This window comes from Limisalsivibrio acetivorans (assembly GCF_000421105.1).
Taxonomy (GTDB): Bacteria; Chrysiogenota; Deferribacteres; order Deferribacterales; family Geovibrionaceae; genus Limisalsivibrio; species Limisalsivibrio acetivorans.
In genome coordinates this window covers 320,952-336,434 of record NZ_ATWF01000002.1, presented here as the reverse complement: position 1 = coordinate 336,434, position 15,483 = coordinate 320,952, and the positions used below count along the sequence as shown (strand labels likewise).

At 48.5% G+C, this 15,483-nt stretch carries 15 protein-coding genes and 1 tRNA gene; 13 read left to right on the top strand and 3 right to left on the bottom strand.

The genetic code is table 11. The annotated features are described in order from the left end of the window. Nucleotides 1-2 precede the first annotated feature (2 nt). The 11 genes from K300_RS0112820 (at nucleotide 3) to K300_RS0112770 (ending at nucleotide 11,897) form a co-directional block, all read left to right on the top strand. Entirely contained in the window at nucleotides 3-986 is a 984-nt protein-coding gene (locus tag K300_RS0112820) for a transglutaminase-like domain-containing protein (RefSeq protein ID WP_022852077.1), read from the top strand. Between the two features lie 20 nt (nucleotides 987-1,006). Next, nucleotides 1,007-2,641, top strand: a complete 1,635-nt coding sequence (locus K300_RS0112815) for a molybdopterin-dependent oxidoreductase (protein ID WP_022852076.1) — start codon at nucleotides 1,007-1,009, stop codon at nucleotides 2,639-2,641. After that, nucleotides 2,638-3,390 (top strand): pirin family protein, encoded by a 753-nt coding sequence (locus K300_RS15680; RefSeq protein ID WP_022852075.1) that lies wholly within the window; start codon nucleotides 2,638-2,640, stop codon nucleotides 3,388-3,390. The genes K300_RS0112815 and K300_RS15680 overlap by 4 nt, the downstream gene beginning before the upstream one ends. A 93-nt stretch (nucleotides 3,391-3,483) precedes the next feature. Next, the gene (locus K300_RS0112805) at nucleotides 3,484-5,517 is read left to right on the top strand and encodes a sensor histidine kinase (protein ID WP_022852074.1); all 2,034 of its coding nucleotides are present in this window, start codon (nucleotides 3,484-3,486) and stop codon (nucleotides 5,515-5,517) included. Between the two features lie 259 nt (nucleotides 5,518-5,776). Continuing rightward, on the top strand, nucleotides 5,777-6,043 hold the full coding sequence (gene rbp / locus K300_RS0112800; protein ID WP_022852073.1) for an RNA-binding regulator: 267 nt from the start codon (nucleotides 5,777-5,779) through the stop codon (nucleotides 6,041-6,043). 141 nt (nucleotides 6,044-6,184) lie between these two features. Further along, the gene (locus K300_RS0112795) at nucleotides 6,185-8,020 is read left to right on the top strand and encodes a sensor histidine kinase (RefSeq protein WP_022852072.1); all 1,836 of its coding nucleotides are present in this window, start codon (nucleotides 6,185-6,187) and stop codon (nucleotides 8,018-8,020) included. Between the two features lie 105 nt (nucleotides 8,021-8,125). Beyond that, nucleotides 8,126-8,542, top strand: coding sequence for a hypothetical protein (locus K300_RS0112790; RefSeq protein ID WP_022852071.1), 417 nt, complete (start codon nucleotides 8,126-8,128; stop codon nucleotides 8,540-8,542). Then, entirely contained in the window at nucleotides 8,526-9,926 is a 1,401-nt protein-coding gene (terL, locus tag K300_RS15675; RefSeq protein WP_022852070.1) for a phage terminase large subunit, read from the top strand. The genes K300_RS0112790 and terL overlap by 17 nt, the downstream gene beginning before the upstream one ends. Before the next feature lie 11 nt (nucleotides 9,927-9,937). Beyond that, nucleotides 9,938-11,077: a phage portal protein family protein gene (locus tag K300_RS0112780; RefSeq protein WP_022852069.1), complete on the top strand. Its 1,140-nt coding sequence runs from the start codon at nucleotides 9,938-9,940 to the stop codon at nucleotides 11,075-11,077. 67 nt (nucleotides 11,078-11,144) lie between these two features. Beyond that, on the top strand, nucleotides 11,145-11,438 hold the full coding sequence (locus tag K300_RS0112775; RefSeq protein ID WP_022852068.1) for a hypothetical protein: 294 nt from the start codon (nucleotides 11,145-11,147) through the stop codon (nucleotides 11,436-11,438). A gap of 81 nt (nucleotides 11,439-11,519) precedes the next feature. Further along, nucleotides 11,520-11,897, top strand: a complete 378-nt coding sequence (locus K300_RS0112770) for a PilZ domain-containing protein (protein WP_022852067.1) — start codon at nucleotides 11,520-11,522, stop codon at nucleotides 11,895-11,897. Here K300_RS0112770 and K300_RS16420 read toward each other — a convergent pair. The 3 genes from K300_RS16420 to K300_RS15660 all read right to left on the bottom strand — a co-directional run bounded on the left by K300_RS16420 (nucleotide 11,894) and on the right by K300_RS15660 (nucleotide 14,020). After that, nucleotides 11,894-12,412, bottom strand: coding sequence for a cyclic nucleotide-binding domain-containing protein (locus K300_RS16420; RefSeq protein WP_022852066.1), 519 nt, complete (start codon nucleotides 12,410-12,412; stop codon nucleotides 11,894-11,896). The genes K300_RS0112770 and K300_RS16420 overlap by 4 nt on opposite strands. Nucleotides 12,413-12,532: 120 nt before the next feature. Beyond that, entirely contained in the window at nucleotides 12,533-13,099 is a 567-nt protein-coding gene (locus K300_RS16415) for a helix-turn-helix domain-containing protein (RefSeq protein ID WP_022852065.1), read from the bottom strand. Nucleotides 13,100-13,207: 108 nt separating this feature from the next. Then, the gene (locus K300_RS15660; RefSeq protein WP_022852064.1) at nucleotides 13,208-14,020 is read right to left on the bottom strand and encodes a helix-turn-helix transcriptional regulator; all 813 of its coding nucleotides are present in this window, start codon (nucleotides 14,018-14,020) and stop codon (nucleotides 13,208-13,210) included. A gap of 226 nt (nucleotides 14,021-14,246) precedes the next feature. Between K300_RS15660 and K300_RS0112750 the strand changes: the two genes are divergently transcribed. Together K300_RS0112750 and K300_RS16410 are read left to right on the top strand one after the other, a co-directional pair. Next, nucleotides 14,247-14,320: transfer RNA gene (locus tag K300_RS0112750), tRNA-Pro, on the top strand. Nucleotides 14,321-14,846: 526 nt separating this feature from the next. Continuing rightward, complete coding sequence (locus tag K300_RS16410) at nucleotides 14,847-15,431, top strand: helix-turn-helix domain-containing protein (RefSeq protein WP_022852063.1); 585 nt, start codon at nucleotides 14,847-14,849, stop codon at nucleotides 15,429-15,431. Nucleotides 15,432-15,483 lie beyond the last annotated feature (52 nt).

Here is a 15,483-nt window from a genome sequence, read left to right as displayed (position 1 = left end):
GGATGAAGCATCTGATAGGCTCGATCTTTTTCGGGCTCATCCTTCTTTTTGTGTTCAACACCTTTATCAAAAAGGATGAGGAGAATAAGAGTATCAAGATGCCCCCTCCAGAGGAGCGGATAAACTTCTCTCCCAGGAAGATAGTGGGTGTGCCGGCAAGGTTTGCCGCCTATGAAAGGGCAGTGGATCCGCATCTGGCGGAGGTTCGTGAGCTTGCCCTCTCCCTTGCCAGTGACTGCGGTATAGATACGGAGTGCAAGGTGGCCCGGATTTACCGCTTCGTACAGGAGAAGGTGAGGTATTTGAGCGATCCGGCGGAATACGAGCTCATCCAGAGGCCGGAACGTACCATGGCACTAATGGCGGGGGACTGTGAGGACCTTGCCATACTCACAGCCTCTCTCCTCTTAAGCCTTGATGTTCAGACCGAGCTGGTGGCGATACCCGGACATATGTATGCCATGGCCTGCGGAGTTGACCCGAAAAGGCTATACGATATGGTCTCGGCGGAATACAGGGATGCAGGCTCCGGTTTTAGCAAAACCTTTACACTGCAGAATGGGAGCAAATGGTATAGTTCATTCCGGGAGTTCAGGAAGCGTTCCAGCTTTAGGATTGAGATAGAATCATCTGCAGATGCGGATGTGTACCTTCTACCCGAAAGAGAGGAGCTGGACAGATTCCTGAGAAGGGAGAACTTCACATACATGACCTACTGTTCCCGGGAGAATATCAGGGAAAGGACACTCACATGCGATATCGAGCCGGGGAACTATCTGGCCGTTACCTCCGATGAGAGGAGCTTTGTTCAGGTTCGTATTATCTCCGAGATTAAGAACAGGTTCGACCGCATAAGGGTGTACAATAGAAACGGGGTTAAATGTATCCCCCTTGATGCCGCCATAAAGGGTGAGATGGTTGTTCCGGGGATGGAATCCGAAAATGCCGAACTCCGGGATAAGAGCTTTATCCCTCTAATAAGATGAATTTGAACAACGAGGTTTAGATGAATAGATTTTTCTGCTCTAAGGACTGCCCCGATCTGTGCGAGTTTACTGTTGAGCATTCCGGCTCAGGCATGGTTTTCAGCCCGGCCGAGAAGGAGGAGGGGAGAAACGGATTCGTTTGCCGTAAGCTGAAAGGTTTCTATGAGAGGGAGGTTGAAAACGGAGCCCCCTTTGATGAAGAAGGTATAGAGAAGGCCGGCGATCTTATCCGGAAAAACATGGGTAAGCCATTCCTGTATATAAGAGGTTCGGGTAGCCTCGCCTACAACATGGGGTACTGGGATCAACTCTTTTCAAGGATACCCGGTGCTGTTTTTGTTGAGGGTGGACCCTGTGATGAAACCGCCATAGCAGCTCAGGAGCGGGACTTCGGCGTCTGCGCTAATCCCCCGGTTGAAAATCTGGAAGGTGCAGAGACTATCATCAGTTTCGGCAAGAATGCCCGTGTTACAAGCCCGCACCTTTACGGCTATATGAAAGAGCTCAAGCAGAAGGGGTGCAGGATAGCCTATATCGATCCTGTAAAGTCCGAGAGCAGAAGGCTTGCGGATCTCTACATACAGAACACGCCCGGAACGGACGGCCTTCTTGCCGCCGCACTGCTGATGCATCGAAACGGTGAAGAGGGGTGGGAGGAACTCATCGATGAGGCGGATGTGAACCGTAGTGATTTCCTGAAGCTTTCCGGTATGCTTAGGGATGGCAAAACGGGGATTATCATCGGCTGGGGACTGCAGAGGTACTCTAACGGATTCAACGCAAACCGCTGGATAAACCGCCTCGCTGTTAAAACGGCTAATGTGGGAAGACTATATTTTGGAAGATCCTCTAAAAGCGGCATGGTCACACCCGCCGCGGAGGAGACGGGTACGATAAATATCGGAAGGCTTCCCGTTGCATTGGCAGAGGGTGAGTTTCCCCTTGCGGTGATAGTGGCTGCAAACCCTGCGATGACCTATCCCGATTCAAATATGTGGGATAAGGGGCTTAAAAAGACCACGCTTATCAGTGTGGACACCAACCTGAACGAGACCACAACCCACGCAGATGCCTTTATCCGTGTGGGGGGGATGTTTGCCCAGCCGGATATGATGGGGAGCTATTTCTTTCCCAAAGAGGCAAGGAGGGATGTGAAGGTTTTCGATGTACTCTCCGATCAGGAGGCGGCATCTAAGCTGGCAAGACTGCTCGATATTGAGCTTGATATAAAGCCAATCGATGAGGTGGAACGATTCCAGATTCCCCCCAGAGAGTACAGGGAGGAGAAGCTTGATCTGCTACGCCCCTCAGAAGGTGAAGGCTTCCGCCTGATAACGAGCTCCCACATGGCATGGCTGAACTCACAGGTTCCTCCGTCCCTGGGTGAGAATGTGAGCCACATATATATATCCGAAGAGACAGCCGCAGAGACCTCCTTCGGCGATGGCGATATCATCGAGGCGTACAACTCAACAGGCTCATTCACCGGCGTTTGCAGGATTTCGGATATGGTGCGCGGCCGTGATATACTGGTTTATAAGAACAGGACCATGAAGGAGGGGCGCCCCAATGCAGCCATTCCCGCCGGACTGACCGATTCGAAAAACGCCTATAACTACTACGATGCATTTGTTTCCCTCAGGAGGAAGGAATGATAGAGATTATACCCGCTTCACAGAGATGCTACTCGGACTTCGGATGGCTCAAGACCTACTGGCTATTCTCCTTTTCCAACTATTACGATCCGGATAATATCAGCTTCGGCGATCTCAGGGTTTTCAACGATGATATCGTGGAGCCGGGTACGGGTTTCCCTACCCACCCCCATGAGAATATGGAGATCGTAACCGTTGTGCTCTCGGGGAGTGTTACCCATGAGGATTCAACGGGGGGGAGGATGACCATAAGGGCTGGAGAGGTGCAGAGAATGTCCGCAGGGAGCGGGATAACCCATTCGGAATACAACCTCGGCAAGGAACCTGTGCACTTCCTGCAGATATGGGTGAGGCCCCGTAGGAAGGGGGGTGAACCCTCATACGAACAGAAGAGCTTCGATGAAACCTTATGGGAAAACCGTCTAGCCCCCATCGCAACGGGTAATCCCAAGCTGAAGAACTGCCTGAGCATAAACTCCGATGCAACCATATACCGCTCCAAGCTCAGTAGCGGAAGGGGCTTTGAGCTTGATGCGGGTGATAATAGAAGGATATTTGTCTATCTTACAAAGGGTAAGCTGGCCGTTAATGGAAGAAGGCTTTCTGCGGGTGATCAGGCTAGGGCGGACCTTGAGTGCTTTTTGAGCATCAAGGCGGATGATGATGCGGACTTCATCCTTATTGACATACCCTCAAGCAAAGGATTCGGCTATGACAGCAAAACACTCAAAGGGACACGCCTGGGATAAAAGCATTGATTTACAGAATCTCCCCGGATGTTATAATTGTATCATTCCGTACACTTTTTATTACGGTGTGGATGGTACGAAGGGAGATAGGGTTTGCCTAAGGGTAGCAGTCTCAAAAAGATTCTTTTTGTAAATTATTCCGTCCTTGCGGCTGTGGTAGCTGTTGTTTTTATTGCGGGTTACGGCTTTCATATTCACAGCTTTGACCGGCATCTTAAAAAAATAGCCTATGAGGCTATGCTGCTTCTGGATGAAAATGTAGGCTTTTACAGGGAGTTTCTCTCACCCAGAAACAGGTATGTCCGCAATAACCTTGTGGCGGAGCATGCTGCCTATCAGCAGACGATAATCGAAAGCGGCATACCGGACAACGCAACCCTCGGTATAATAAAATCTGAGCTTGAGAGCGAGTTCAATACCTCCGTTGAGGTTAACCTCATATCCGGTGAAGGGGTTATCTTCAAGACCACATACCCCCTCGAGCTTGGTTTCGATCTCAGTAAGCTCGTTAACGCCTCTGTAAGCCTGCGAAATGTTAAGCAGAGTGGTGAAATATCCCTCGATTATCCCATCTACGAGAGAAAGGGGGGGATCCTGAGAGCCTACACCATGAGCTATATCCCCGAGCTTGATATATATTTCCAGATAGCACTCTTCCTTGCCGATCTTAACGATGTAGAAAACAGAATGGAAAGAAATGTCCTCAGTACGGATTATATAACCGATGTGGCCGCCTATATGGTTTATGAAGAGGTGAGCGGTGAAAACGTTGAATATCATATAATCGGTTCCGCTGGTGATGATGGGGGCGGGGAGGAGTACCGCACCAGTATCGAAGAATCCATCAGAACGGGGGATGTGGTTGAGGGAACCTACATGAACGGCGTTCATACATTCTTCATGGCGGCAAATGTTGAAGATTCCGGTGATTATATCGTAAACCACCGCCTTGTTTACCGTATGGGATTTGATATGAAGGATGAGTGGTACTTCGGTTATGCCTCTCTTCTATTAAGGCTAACCACTGTTTCGTTGATAATCCTGACCTTTGTTGTTGTTTACCGCACCTTCTCAAAGCGTTTCTCAAAGCCGTTTGAGGGGGTTGTGAGGGCTGTGAAAAACTCGGAGGAGGTTCCCCCCGAGGTGCTTTCTCAGTGCGAAAAGGAGCTTGCAGGACTTGCGGAGGTCTATAACAGTGAGCTTGCAAAAATGAACGAGCTTATTTCCGTTGCCGAAAGCTACAACGAAGAGCTTGAAACCCGTGTGCGGGCAGAAATCGACAGACGGAAGGCGAACGAAAGCATCCTTATCACCCAGGCACGTCTCGCCACCGCAGGAGAGATTATCTCGTCCATCGCCCACCAGTGGAAAAAACCCCTTGGCATCCTTGATGTCTTCCTTGAGGATATCGGCAGGTATATAGATGAGCCCGAGCTTGGAGAGGAGCGTATCGTGCAGATCAGCGACAGCTGTATGAACCAGGTTCTCAAGATGAGCTCCACCATCGAAGACTTTAGAAAATTCTTCGCACCATCGGATCGTAAGGTGATATTCAGCCTGAAAGACAGTCTGCAACAGGTTCTTAACCTTCTTGCTCCGTATTATGCGGTATTTGGCATCCGCATCGAGTTCCGCTGTAACCTCGGAGGGGGTGAACACATGGGGAAGGTGAGCGAGATAAACGAAAACCTTTTCTTCTCCTGCGACATTGGAGGTGCGGACTGTGTGAACATGTGTGGAAATAGAGATCAGATGGTCTACGGGTACCCGAATGAGCTGAAGCAGGTCTTCCTTGGTATCCTGGATAACGCAAAAGAGGCGGTGCTGGAGCATGCAGAGAACGGCCTGCTGGATCTTTCCCGTAGGGGAGGGCTTATAACCCTTTCCATCGAGTCCCAGGGGGATAAGGTTGCGGTGAATATCGAGGACAATGGTGGAGGTATCCCCTCAAGCTTTCTCGGAAGGGTTTTTGAACCGTATTTTACAACAAAACCCGGGGCTAACCGAACAGGTATAGGGCTTTATATGGCAAAAACACTGCTGGAGACGGGAATGAACGGAACAATTCATGTTTCAAACTCTGAGAAGGGGGCTGTTCTAACAGTTATTCTCAATAAGTTTCAGTGATAGAACAGTAGAACGCATTTAAAGCTTTTTTGCATTCTATAGACAGATTTAATAATTAAGTACATCATAAGATAATTGTTATCCTATTACTTACACCATTTCTTCATCTGATAGCGTATTATGCCGATAAAAAGTGTTGATTTATGCAGATATGGTGTTAATCTGTTTATGGTTCAGTGATGTCCTGTCTTACGTCCTGCGATCTAACCGTCCGGCTATAGACGGCGCCCTGTTCCAAGAAATCTTAGAGGTATTTTGTATGAAGAACATTTTTGTCGGCAATCTTCCCTTCAACTCTACGGAAGATGAGCTGAGAGATCTTTTCGGCGGCTATGGAGAGGTAATCTCCGTCAAAATCATCAATGACAGAGAAACTGGACGTTCACGTGGATTCGGCTTTGTGGAAATGGAAGACGCAGATGCTGAAAAAGCTATGGAAGCGCTCAACGAAAGAGATTTCGGCGGCAGAACACTCAGGGTCAACGAAGCTCACTCAAAGGGCGGAGCGGGCAGACCCAGATACTAACATTCCGTTAGTCTAATCATTTTTTGTATTAACTGGTTATTTGCCGGTTTTTCGTTTGTCTGTTAAGATTAAAGAAAGCAGAGATGAACCGGGCCGTTGGGGTCCGGTTCTTTTAGCATGAAACGAAAAAGCGGAGAAATAATGCCAAAACTAAGACCATATTCACTTCGTCAGATACTTCTTCACAGCTTTCTGCTTTTATTCTTTACCGTTACAGCATTCCTTATAATTGACCACTATCTTAGCCAAAAGCTTGCTTTTTCCAGACTCTCCGGAGCATATACCGGTGTTTCAAGCCTTATAGAGGAAACACTGCGAACCTCTTCGGAGTTAAGCGAGGTCAGGATAAGCACTATTTCCGGAGTGCTGCGGAGTACGCATAATAAACTGAACGCAGAGGTATCTAGCAGGTCCGACTGGCTTTCTAATACCGCAGGTGCTCTCGCAGGGAAGATTGACAGACCTGTTTATATTGAGGTCTACGACAACTCTATCCGAAGACTAAACGGCTACTCCTCTGAGCGGGATGATCGAAAGGAGTTCTCCCTCTTTAACACGGAGGATTTTGTTGATGTTCAGTTCAGCGGTGCAACAAAGCTTAAGCATGAATACTATCCTGCTGTGGGAGTCACTATTGTTCAGAGTCTCTCATGGTCGCAGAGCAGGGATATGTTTCTGCATGTATATACACGCTATTCTGCGGCTGATGAGCTCCACAGGCGGCTCACAAGGCTCTCCACAGAATCGGAGATGTTTAAAGATATCAACATCTATTCCGTTCGTGATGAGCGGATAGACCCAATATACGGCAGTGCCGGCACACCTGTTATGTTCCGTTCGTCCATTATAAAAGCGGCCAGAGAGGGTGAGCTTTTTATGAATGATCGGATATTCAAGAGGATGGAGAACAGTAGCGGTCTTCCTTGGGATGCGATCGTTTATGAAACGGTCTTCTCTCCAGACTCAATGGTGAGCAGTATATGGAACAACTCCATGATATATGCCGTAATCCTGGCAATACTGGTTTTCGCCGGCCTTATAATCCTTTACATCAACTTTCGAATGAAGTTCCAGAAACCTTATGAGATGCTTATGGACCGCTTCAGCAAGTCCAGAACAGTTGAGAAGACAGATTTTCAAACATCTGAGCTCAGTGAGCTAGCCGAGGCCTATAACTCCCATCTCATTGTTATGAAAGGAGTTCATTCAAAGCTGAATGAATACAATACAGCTCTCAGGGAGCAGGCTCTGGAAGAGGCACACAGGCTTGAGCGCCAGAAAGAGTTTATGGTTCAGCAGCTACGCCTCACCTCCATAGGCGAGATGGTTAACTCTCTCTCTCACCACTGGCGGGAACCCCTGAGCCTTATGTATATAAATATGCGTAACATCAAGGATGAGATGGATTCGGGCAGGTATGACGAGTTCTATCTGGAGGAATGCATCGGCAACTGCCGTGAGCAATTGAAGCTAATGCAGGAGGCTGTGGGGCGGTTCATAGAATTTATAGATGAAGAAAGAAAAGGGGAGGAGTTTTCCCTGCACGGAGTACTTGATGAGGTACTCAGTTTTGTCACCGTTTACTATGAAAAGGATGGAATCCTGATAAAAGATGATATAGATTCCGCCAAAGGCGTTATGCTTATGGGGGAGGCTTCGGTAATAAAGCAGATACTGCTTAATGTCCTTATGCAGTTTAAGAAAGCCCTTGATGAAACAGAATCTGGAACGGGCGTTGTCTCCTTTGTTTTTATAAGCTCCCCCTCCCAGCACCGCATTTCTTTGAGCGAAGAGACCGGTTCGGTGAGCTTTACAAGACCCGATGATTTCTTCGACAATCTCAGGTTTTATGACAACGACAAAGGTATCGGCCTATACGTATCACGAAGGCTTATCCAAGAGAACTTTGGCGGTTCTTTGGAGGCTTCTTCCGACCAGTCCGGCTCCAGGTTCGATATTATTATCCCCACCACCTGATTTACGGGTATAAAACCGGAACATCAAACACTCCATTCTATTGTATATTTCCCCAGCGGTTAGATAAAACCAGCGTGTACAACCATCTGTTCAATCGGGGGAGTAATGGCTATCAACTGGGAAAAGATGCGGGCTGATTTTGAGATTAGCGGTGAAAGCACCGGAGGTCTCGCCCGAAAATACTGCTGTACTGAGAGGACTATCCAGAAGAGGATAGCGGATGAGGGGTGGCAGAGATCTAATGAGAGGGTGAAGGTGAACCGCATAAAGATACTGAATGCGATCCACGACAGCACCCTTAAGGGGCTTGAAAAGGCGGACTGGCTCCTTGATGAATGCGAAAACCTGAAGGATCTGGAGATCCACTCTAAAACAGTGAAAAACTACAGGGATATAGGGGTTACAAAAACCGAGGAGATCGTAAAGGAGGATTCCATAAGCACCTCTTTAGAGGACCTTTACGACGGCCTCGGCTTAATCGGGGATGATGAGGTTGAGCGGATCCTTGATAACGAAGAATGATCCTAAGATAAGGGCATTGCTCAAAGGAAGAAGCAGCCTTACTGCCTATTCCATGCTCAGCTTCCCCCGCTTTGCGCCCAGCTGGCACCATAAGGTTCTGGCGACAGAACTGGAGAGGGTGGAGCGGGGTGAAACGGACAGGCTTATGGTTATGATGCCCCCTAGACACGGTAAAAGCGAGCTCGCCTCGGTCCGCTTCCCTGCATGGTTTCTCGGGAGGAAGCCGGAGGCAAGGATTATTGCATGCTCGTATAGTGCCGAGCTTGCGGAGCATTTCAGCAGGCGGGTGAGGGATGTTCTGGACTCATCCCGCTCCCGGCTTGTTTTTCCAGGTGTCCATCCGAGGAGGGGGTTCTCTTCGGCGGGTAAATGGGAAACCGAAGGGGGAGGAGCCTATGTAAGCTCTGGTGTAGGCGGTTCCATAACAGGGCTTGGCGGAGACCTTATAATCATTGATGACCCTGTTAAGAACAGCGAGCAGGCAGAGTCGTCTGCTTACAGGGAGAAGGTCTGGGAGTGGTATCAATCCACCCTTTTTACTCGATTGGAGAAGGGGGGAAGGATAATACTAATCCAGACAAGGTGGCATGAGGACGACCTTGCCGGGCGGCTTCTCTCCTCGGGGGACGATGAGTGGCGGGTGGTCTCCTTCCCAGCCGTTGCCGAAGTTGATGAGGAATACAGAAAAGCGGGTGAGCCCCTTTGGAAGGAAAAGTATGGAGCTGAGGATCTGGGTCGTATACGCAAAAGTGTAGGAGAGAGGGTGTGGAATGCTCTTTACCAGCAGTCCCCCTCGCCCCAGGAAGGTTCGGTTTTCAGGAGGGAGTGGTGGCAGTACTATCGCACTCTTCCGGCAAGGATCGATTTTTTTGCGCAGTCCTGGGATATGAGCTTCAAGGGGGGTGAGCGTTCGGACTATGTGGTTGGGCAGGTCTGGGCCGCCTCCGGCAGCTCACGTTACCTTGTGGATATGGTTAGGGCGAGGATGGACTTCGCCGAGACGCTCAGGGCTGTACGCAGGATGACAGAGAAGTACCCTAAGGCGGAGGCCAAGTATATTGAGGATAAGGCGAATGGCTCCGCCGTTATCAGTGCATTAGGAAGGGAGATTTCGGGTCTCATACCCGTTCAGCCTTTGGGAAGCAAAACCTCCAGGGCTTATGTGGTGCAGCCACTTCTGGAAGCGGGCAACGTATGGCTACCGGAGAAAGGGGAGTGGGTTCAGAGCCTTGTGGAGGAGGCGGCGGCTTTTCCTGACGGGGCGAATGACGACATGGTGGATGCCATGACCCAGGCTCTGAACTTTATGGCGAAAAGACAAGCCCCTGCAGGGTTCAGCTCCGGTGCGGTGCGGAGTTCTGCGGGGTTAATGAAGGGATATTAAAGGGGGATAGTATGAAAAAGCTGACAACAGCAGTTACAGGACCGGCAGGGATAGGAAGCGTTCTCGGATATATGCCCAATCCGGATACGGTTCTTTCGGGGGGTGTCCGAATGGAGACCTTTGCCCAGATGATGAACGATGCTCATATCTCAGCGAAGGTGGAGCAACTCAAAGAGGGGGTGCTTTCAGGGGGGTGGAGTATTGCCCCGGCGGATCAGGGTAACGATGCTGTGCGCACTGCGGAGATGGTTCGAAGGGCCGTTGAAGGTATAAACGGTTTTCGTGGTGATCTTGAGGAGATCCTCAGCGCTGTGGAGTATGGTTTCTCCGTAACCGAGATAGTCTGGAAGAGGGAAGGGGGACTGATGCTACCGGAGAAGCTTCTCGGCAGGAAGCAGGAGCGTTTTGGATTCAATTCCGAAGGCGGTCTGCTCATGGACGGAGCCTCCGGGAGCAGTGTTATTGATGAGGAGTATAAGGTGATAGTCCACAGGCATTCGCCAAGGGGGGAGAACCCCTACGGTTCCCCCATCCTTTCAAAATGCTACTGGCCTTGGATGTTTAAGAAGGCGGGTTTCCGCTTCTGGCTTACTGCGGCGGAGAAGTACGGTGTCCCCACTGTTCTGGCACTCTTTGACAGCATAGACGATGAGGATGCAAGAAGAAGGGCGGCATCCCTTGCGGAATCTTTAAGCGGCATACAAAACGATGCGGCACTCGCCATGGCAAATGTGGACAAGGTTGAGGTGCTTGAAAGCAGGGGGACATCCGCTGATTTCTCCGAACTGATCAATCTTTGCAATGCAGAAATATCAAAAGCGGTTACCGGAGAGATTCTTACCAGTGACACTTCAGCCGGTGGTTCATGGGCTCTAGCTAGGGAGCATTCAAAGACATATCACTCCAGGGCGGAGAAGCTTGCTGTATCCCTTGCGGATACACTTAACTCAACACTCATAAGATGGATTACAGAGCTGAATGCCGGCAAAGGTGTTCCTGTTCCTGTTTTCAGTTTCGAATGGGGAAGCTCCGCCGAATGGGAGGTGGTGAGCGATGCCATAAAACTTGGTGTTCCTGTGGATATTGAAGAGATTGGCAGGAGGTTTGGCATACCTTTGATTAACGAAAGTCTTCACAACGGGGAGGATTAATGCTAAATAACCATTTGTGAGGGTGATGCGGATGGTTAGGGTTTTTTCATTAGCGCTTTTCTTATCGTTGGCTGTTTTTGCGTCTGATTGCTTTGCAGGATTCAGTTTCAAGAACGGTACGAAGTATATCATGGGCGTTCGGCTTCAGAACACAGTGCGAGGGCACGATGATTATATACTTATGAAGCCCGTGTCTTCCAAAAACTACTCATGCGACTGTAACTATGCGCATATTAGTGTTCAGCTGATAACAGGTAGCTACGAGATAGTCTGCTGTGAATGGGTGCGTATGAATGATGGGAAAAGCCTGCAGGTGAAGATGCGCAGTAACGGCGACCGCTGTTACTGCGAGTTTGAATAGCTCTGCGGCTTGCGGAATGCCGGATTTCTGTGCAATAATAGTCTACTATTCTGATTCCACAATTAAACAGGGGCATGGGTTATGAGAGAAAGAAGAAGGTACCACAGGTTCGAGGATCTCCCCGTCAAGGTTGAGCTTAAGAGTAACGACGGCTCCGGTTTGTTTGAGGCTGAGATCATCGACGTAGGTATCGGCGGTATGAAGATACGTACCGATGAAAATATCACTATCTATGAAAAATATATGATGCTTATCAAGTATCCTGAGGATGAGAGCCTGTCCGAATTTGAGGTGGAGGGCAAAGCATGGCGTATAGAACCGGATACCGAGATAAACAATGACATCAGCAGGTATGTGGCCATCGAGTTCACCGGCTTCGATGAAAAGTACAGAAAGATGTTTACCCGGTTTATTGCAAATTACCTTGTGAAATCAAACACAGAGGAAGAGGTCTACTAGTTCAGAAAATCCACCAGCGCACCACTCGTGCTTCTGAGGCGGTTGCATATCAGTTTTGATATGAACTCAAGGAGCTTAACCCCGAGCTTAGGCCTATCCGATATGATCACCCTGAAATTACCGCCGGAAAGCCTCATGAGCGTGCTTAGCGTGGACGCCTTGGCTGTTGCAGAGCGGGGCTGACCATCTAAAAGAGCCATTTCGCCCACTGTCTTACCCGCAGATATCCTTGTGATAAGTTTCTCGATATCCGTCGAATCCTTCTTGTAGATACTCAGCTTACCCTTGACCAATATATACATATCCTCAGCGGGTTCACCCTCAATAAAGAGCGTATTCCCCCTGTCAAGCTCAAGCGGCTCAAGAAACTCAGATAGCGAAAGGATCTCCTTCCAGCCGAAAACCTCTGAAAGGGTTGTTCTTTCGATCATCTCCGATTTTTCCATAATGGTGTAGGGAACTCGTCTCAATTTGTGCTTTCCGTTTTCTTCATTAGGATCAAGTCTTATGATCATGGCAATCCGCTAAAATATAAATTGTGTTTAGACAGGCGGGTTTTGTGTTCAGCCCGAATTAATAATAAGAATAAACGGAATACAGCGCATGTCAACAGGTAAGAGTTTCGATGCTGGGATTCAGCCTGGAAAGATCTTTTCAGCTACCCAATGTATTCGGAAGAATTTATCACTTTTATCCATTTTTTCATCATCTGGAATAATAACGAGATCGGTGTCCCTCGATTCTGGCTTAAGGATAGTTCTCCTGTTTTCCCTATAGGCTTTGTATATACCGGCGTTGCCGTTATATGCCATGAGTATGGAGTCCCTGTCACCGAAGGGTGGAGCGGCCCTGTCAATGTACATGATTTGCCCGGAATGAATTGATGGTTCGAGGATATCTATGTCGACCTCAACCCAGAAAGGGGGCTGCATGCCGGGATTGTTGGAGAGCAGGATCCTGGAGAGCTTCACCCTCGGGGAGGGGATATCCGGAGGGGTTGGTGGTGACGAGACATCCTGCACGAAATAATCCAGCTCAACCTTAAAGAATGCGGCTATCCTGCTCAAGGTTTCGAGGTCTGGGTTGCGGTTGTTGTGGATGTAGTTCGATATACGTGAGGAAGAGATGCCTGTGGCCTCACAAAGATCCTTCTGCTTAATGTTGTTTTGTTTGATTAACTCTTTGAGCCTGCTACCTATCATAAAAAAAGAATAAGGCTGCATACACGAAATGTCAATATAAATATTTAATTGTGAATGACTAGCCGAAGAAAAAAGACGCCAGTAGAAAAGCGCCTTTCTGATTGATTGTTATTCGGGTCTTCTGGCGTGCCAGTGCACCCTATAGCACTGGGTTCCCGGGGCGTATCCGCTGGCTTTTTGAACGGTGACTGGTTCCCCTGTGTTGGTTTCGGGGGTGAGCAGGATGCTGTCTTCATTCTCAAAGCATCTCATGTACCTTACCGTTCCACCGGAAACATAAACAACGCTGTCTCTGTTTGAGGGGAGCGTAACCAGTTTCTCAATGAAGAGAAGCTCGCCTTCGTGGACTTTCGGAGCAAACCTGCCGTCACCCACAACAACCCAGAAGGGTGTTTTGAGTATATCGGTTCTCCCGGCGGCCACATCTTCAAGGTGATGCTGTGCCTGGGGCGAGCCTGGAAGGTAGTCAACGTTATCACGTTCGGCTACCATGGGCTGGGGCTCTGTGCTTATGTTTTCCCCTTTACCGAGAAGCTCATCTGCGTCGTATTTGAGGACTTCGGCGATGGTGTCGATGGTCTCCCTTTCAAACTCCCCCTGCCCGAGCTCTATGCCGGCGAGGAATGTCATGTTGTATCCTGTGGTGTCTGAAAGATCCTTTTTGCTGAGCCCTCTCATTTCCCGCACTTTCTTAATCCGTTCGCCGATCTCTCTGTTGTTTTTGATTGTGTCGCCATAGGCGAAGTAATCAAGCTTAACTTCGAGGAAACGGGCGATCTTGCTAAGGGTTTCAAGGTCGGGCTCACGGCTGCCGCTGAGGTAATTGGAAAGGCGAGATGGGGAGAGCCCCACTGCGCGGCATACATCAACCTGCTTTATCCCTTTGCGTTTAATCAGTCTTCTTAATTTTTCTCCAATCATAGTCTTAACTTACCTTATAATTATTTATGTGTAAATAAACTTGCCTAAACCATAGCCGGAAGACACTTAACATGCGGTTGACAGTGAACTTTCTGCTCACAGACTACCGAAGTTATCCAGCTTAGTTACGCAATCCACCGATTCGATAATCAGCGTATGCGTAGTTTCAGCCACTTATTTAGCTCTTGCCAAGCTCCGCTCCTTATGATATTTACTTCCCCTTAATCGGGATGTAGCGCAGGTTGGTAGCGTACTGGTTTCGGGTTCCAGAGGTCGGGGGTTCAAATCCCCCCATCCCGATTTCAGTTCTTTATCTACCAATGCCATGGTTCTTCACAGTGCATCTTCAATAAAGCTCCTTTAGTCGAGATATCATAAAACCGACTCTTACGGGGTCCACTTCCCAAAACCATCATAAATATTTGTCAAATACACCGCCCTCATATGCTGAAAAGGAGCTACGGTATACACGTTTGGTATTTCTCAGATATATAATTGTACATTAAGGCAACAAATTTATCACTAAAAATGCCAGACGTACGTACACGAAGCGCATATTATTAATTGTGCATTATCAGAACGTCTTCAAAACGTTTGAAAAGCATGTTCTTTTAATGTACAATATTTACATAGCGTTTCTATGGGATAAGAATATACCCATGAGTGTGTCATGTCAAGAAGGAGATGGTGATTTGTACATAAAAATAACTAAAAAAAGTCGGGATAATTGCGTTTCTGTTATTCCCAAAGGGGTGTTTCTCTGTTATGATGAGTCACATAGTGAATACAATGCTCTATGCTAAATATCTTTTCTGACAGTGGTGACATGGTAGGTAATCGTATTAGAGAGCTGAGGAAAGCCCTCGGTCTAACCCAAAGAGAGTTCGCAGAAAGTATATTCTCCTCTCATCGTTCTGTGCAGAACTGGGAAACGGGAGAACGCAATATCAGTTCCCGAAACCTTAAGTATATTTGCGTTATGTATAACGTGAACGAGGAGTGGCTCCTTGAAGGGGAGGGGGAGATGTTTGAGAACGGTATGCCAGGCCCCGGCGAAAGCCCGGACACCAGCTATCGAACTCGAGTCGAAGATATTGTGAACCTTCCCTCCCGTTTTATAGACAAAGGTGCAAACGCCTTTGTTGTGCATGATAATGCCATGGAACCTGGAATTGTGGAAGGTGATGTGGCTATATGGAGGAGTGTTGACCCCGCAGACCTCCGCAGCGGCGACATAGTTGTCCTCAAACCGGCTAGGGGGCATTTCACGGTACGGCGCTTTTTGGTTCATTCCGGAAGAAAGCTATACGTTGCAGATAATAAAGACTATGAGCCGGCAGAGTGCGAGAAGGCAGAGCTCAAGCTGTGTGGTAAACTCCTGGAAATATTCGGACGCAAAAATCTTAGCTGAAATTTTCGTTTCCATATTCATGAACATTGGCATATAATCCGACGACAATTCC

Coding starts and splice junctions, on each gene's coding strand:
- K300_RS0112820 (WP_022852077.1), top strand. CDS start 3: ATGAAGCATCTGATAGGCTCGATCTTTTTCGGGCTCATCCTTCTTTTT.
- K300_RS0112795 (WP_022852072.1), top strand. CDS start 6,185: ATGCCAAAACTAAGACCATATTCACTTCGTCAGATACTTCTTCACAGC.
- K300_RS16415 (WP_022852065.1), bottom strand. CDS start 13,099: ATGATAGGTAGCAGGCTCAAAGAGTTAATCAAACAAAACAACATTAAG.
- rbp (WP_022852073.1), top strand. CDS start 5,777: ATGAAGAACATTTTTGTCGGCAATCTTCCCTTCAACTCTACGGAAGAT.
- K300_RS0112815 (WP_022852076.1), top strand. CDS start 1,007: ATGAATAGATTTTTCTGCTCTAAGGACTGCCCCGATCTGTGCGAGTTT.
- K300_RS0112770 (WP_022852067.1), top strand. CDS start 11,520: ATGAGAGAAAGAAGAAGGTACCACAGGTTCGAGGATCTCCCCGTCAAG.
- K300_RS16420 (WP_022852066.1), bottom strand. CDS start 12,412: ATGATCATAAGACTTGATCCTAATGAAGAAAACGGAAAGCACAAATTG.
- K300_RS15660 (WP_022852064.1), bottom strand. CDS start 14,020: ATGATTGGAGAAAAATTAAGAAGACTGATTAAACGCAAAGGGATAAAG.
- K300_RS16410 (WP_022852063.1), top strand. CDS start 14,847: ATGGTAGGTAATCGTATTAGAGAGCTGAGGAAAGCCCTCGGTCTAACC.
- K300_RS15680 (WP_022852075.1), top strand. CDS start 2,638: ATGATAGAGATTATACCCGCTTCACAGAGATGCTACTCGGACTTCGGA.
- K300_RS0112780 (WP_022852069.1), top strand. CDS start 9,938: ATGAAAAAGCTGACAACAGCAGTTACAGGACCGGCAGGGATAGGAAGC.
- K300_RS0112790 (WP_022852071.1), top strand. CDS start 8,126: ATGGCTATCAACTGGGAAAAGATGCGGGCTGATTTTGAGATTAGCGGT.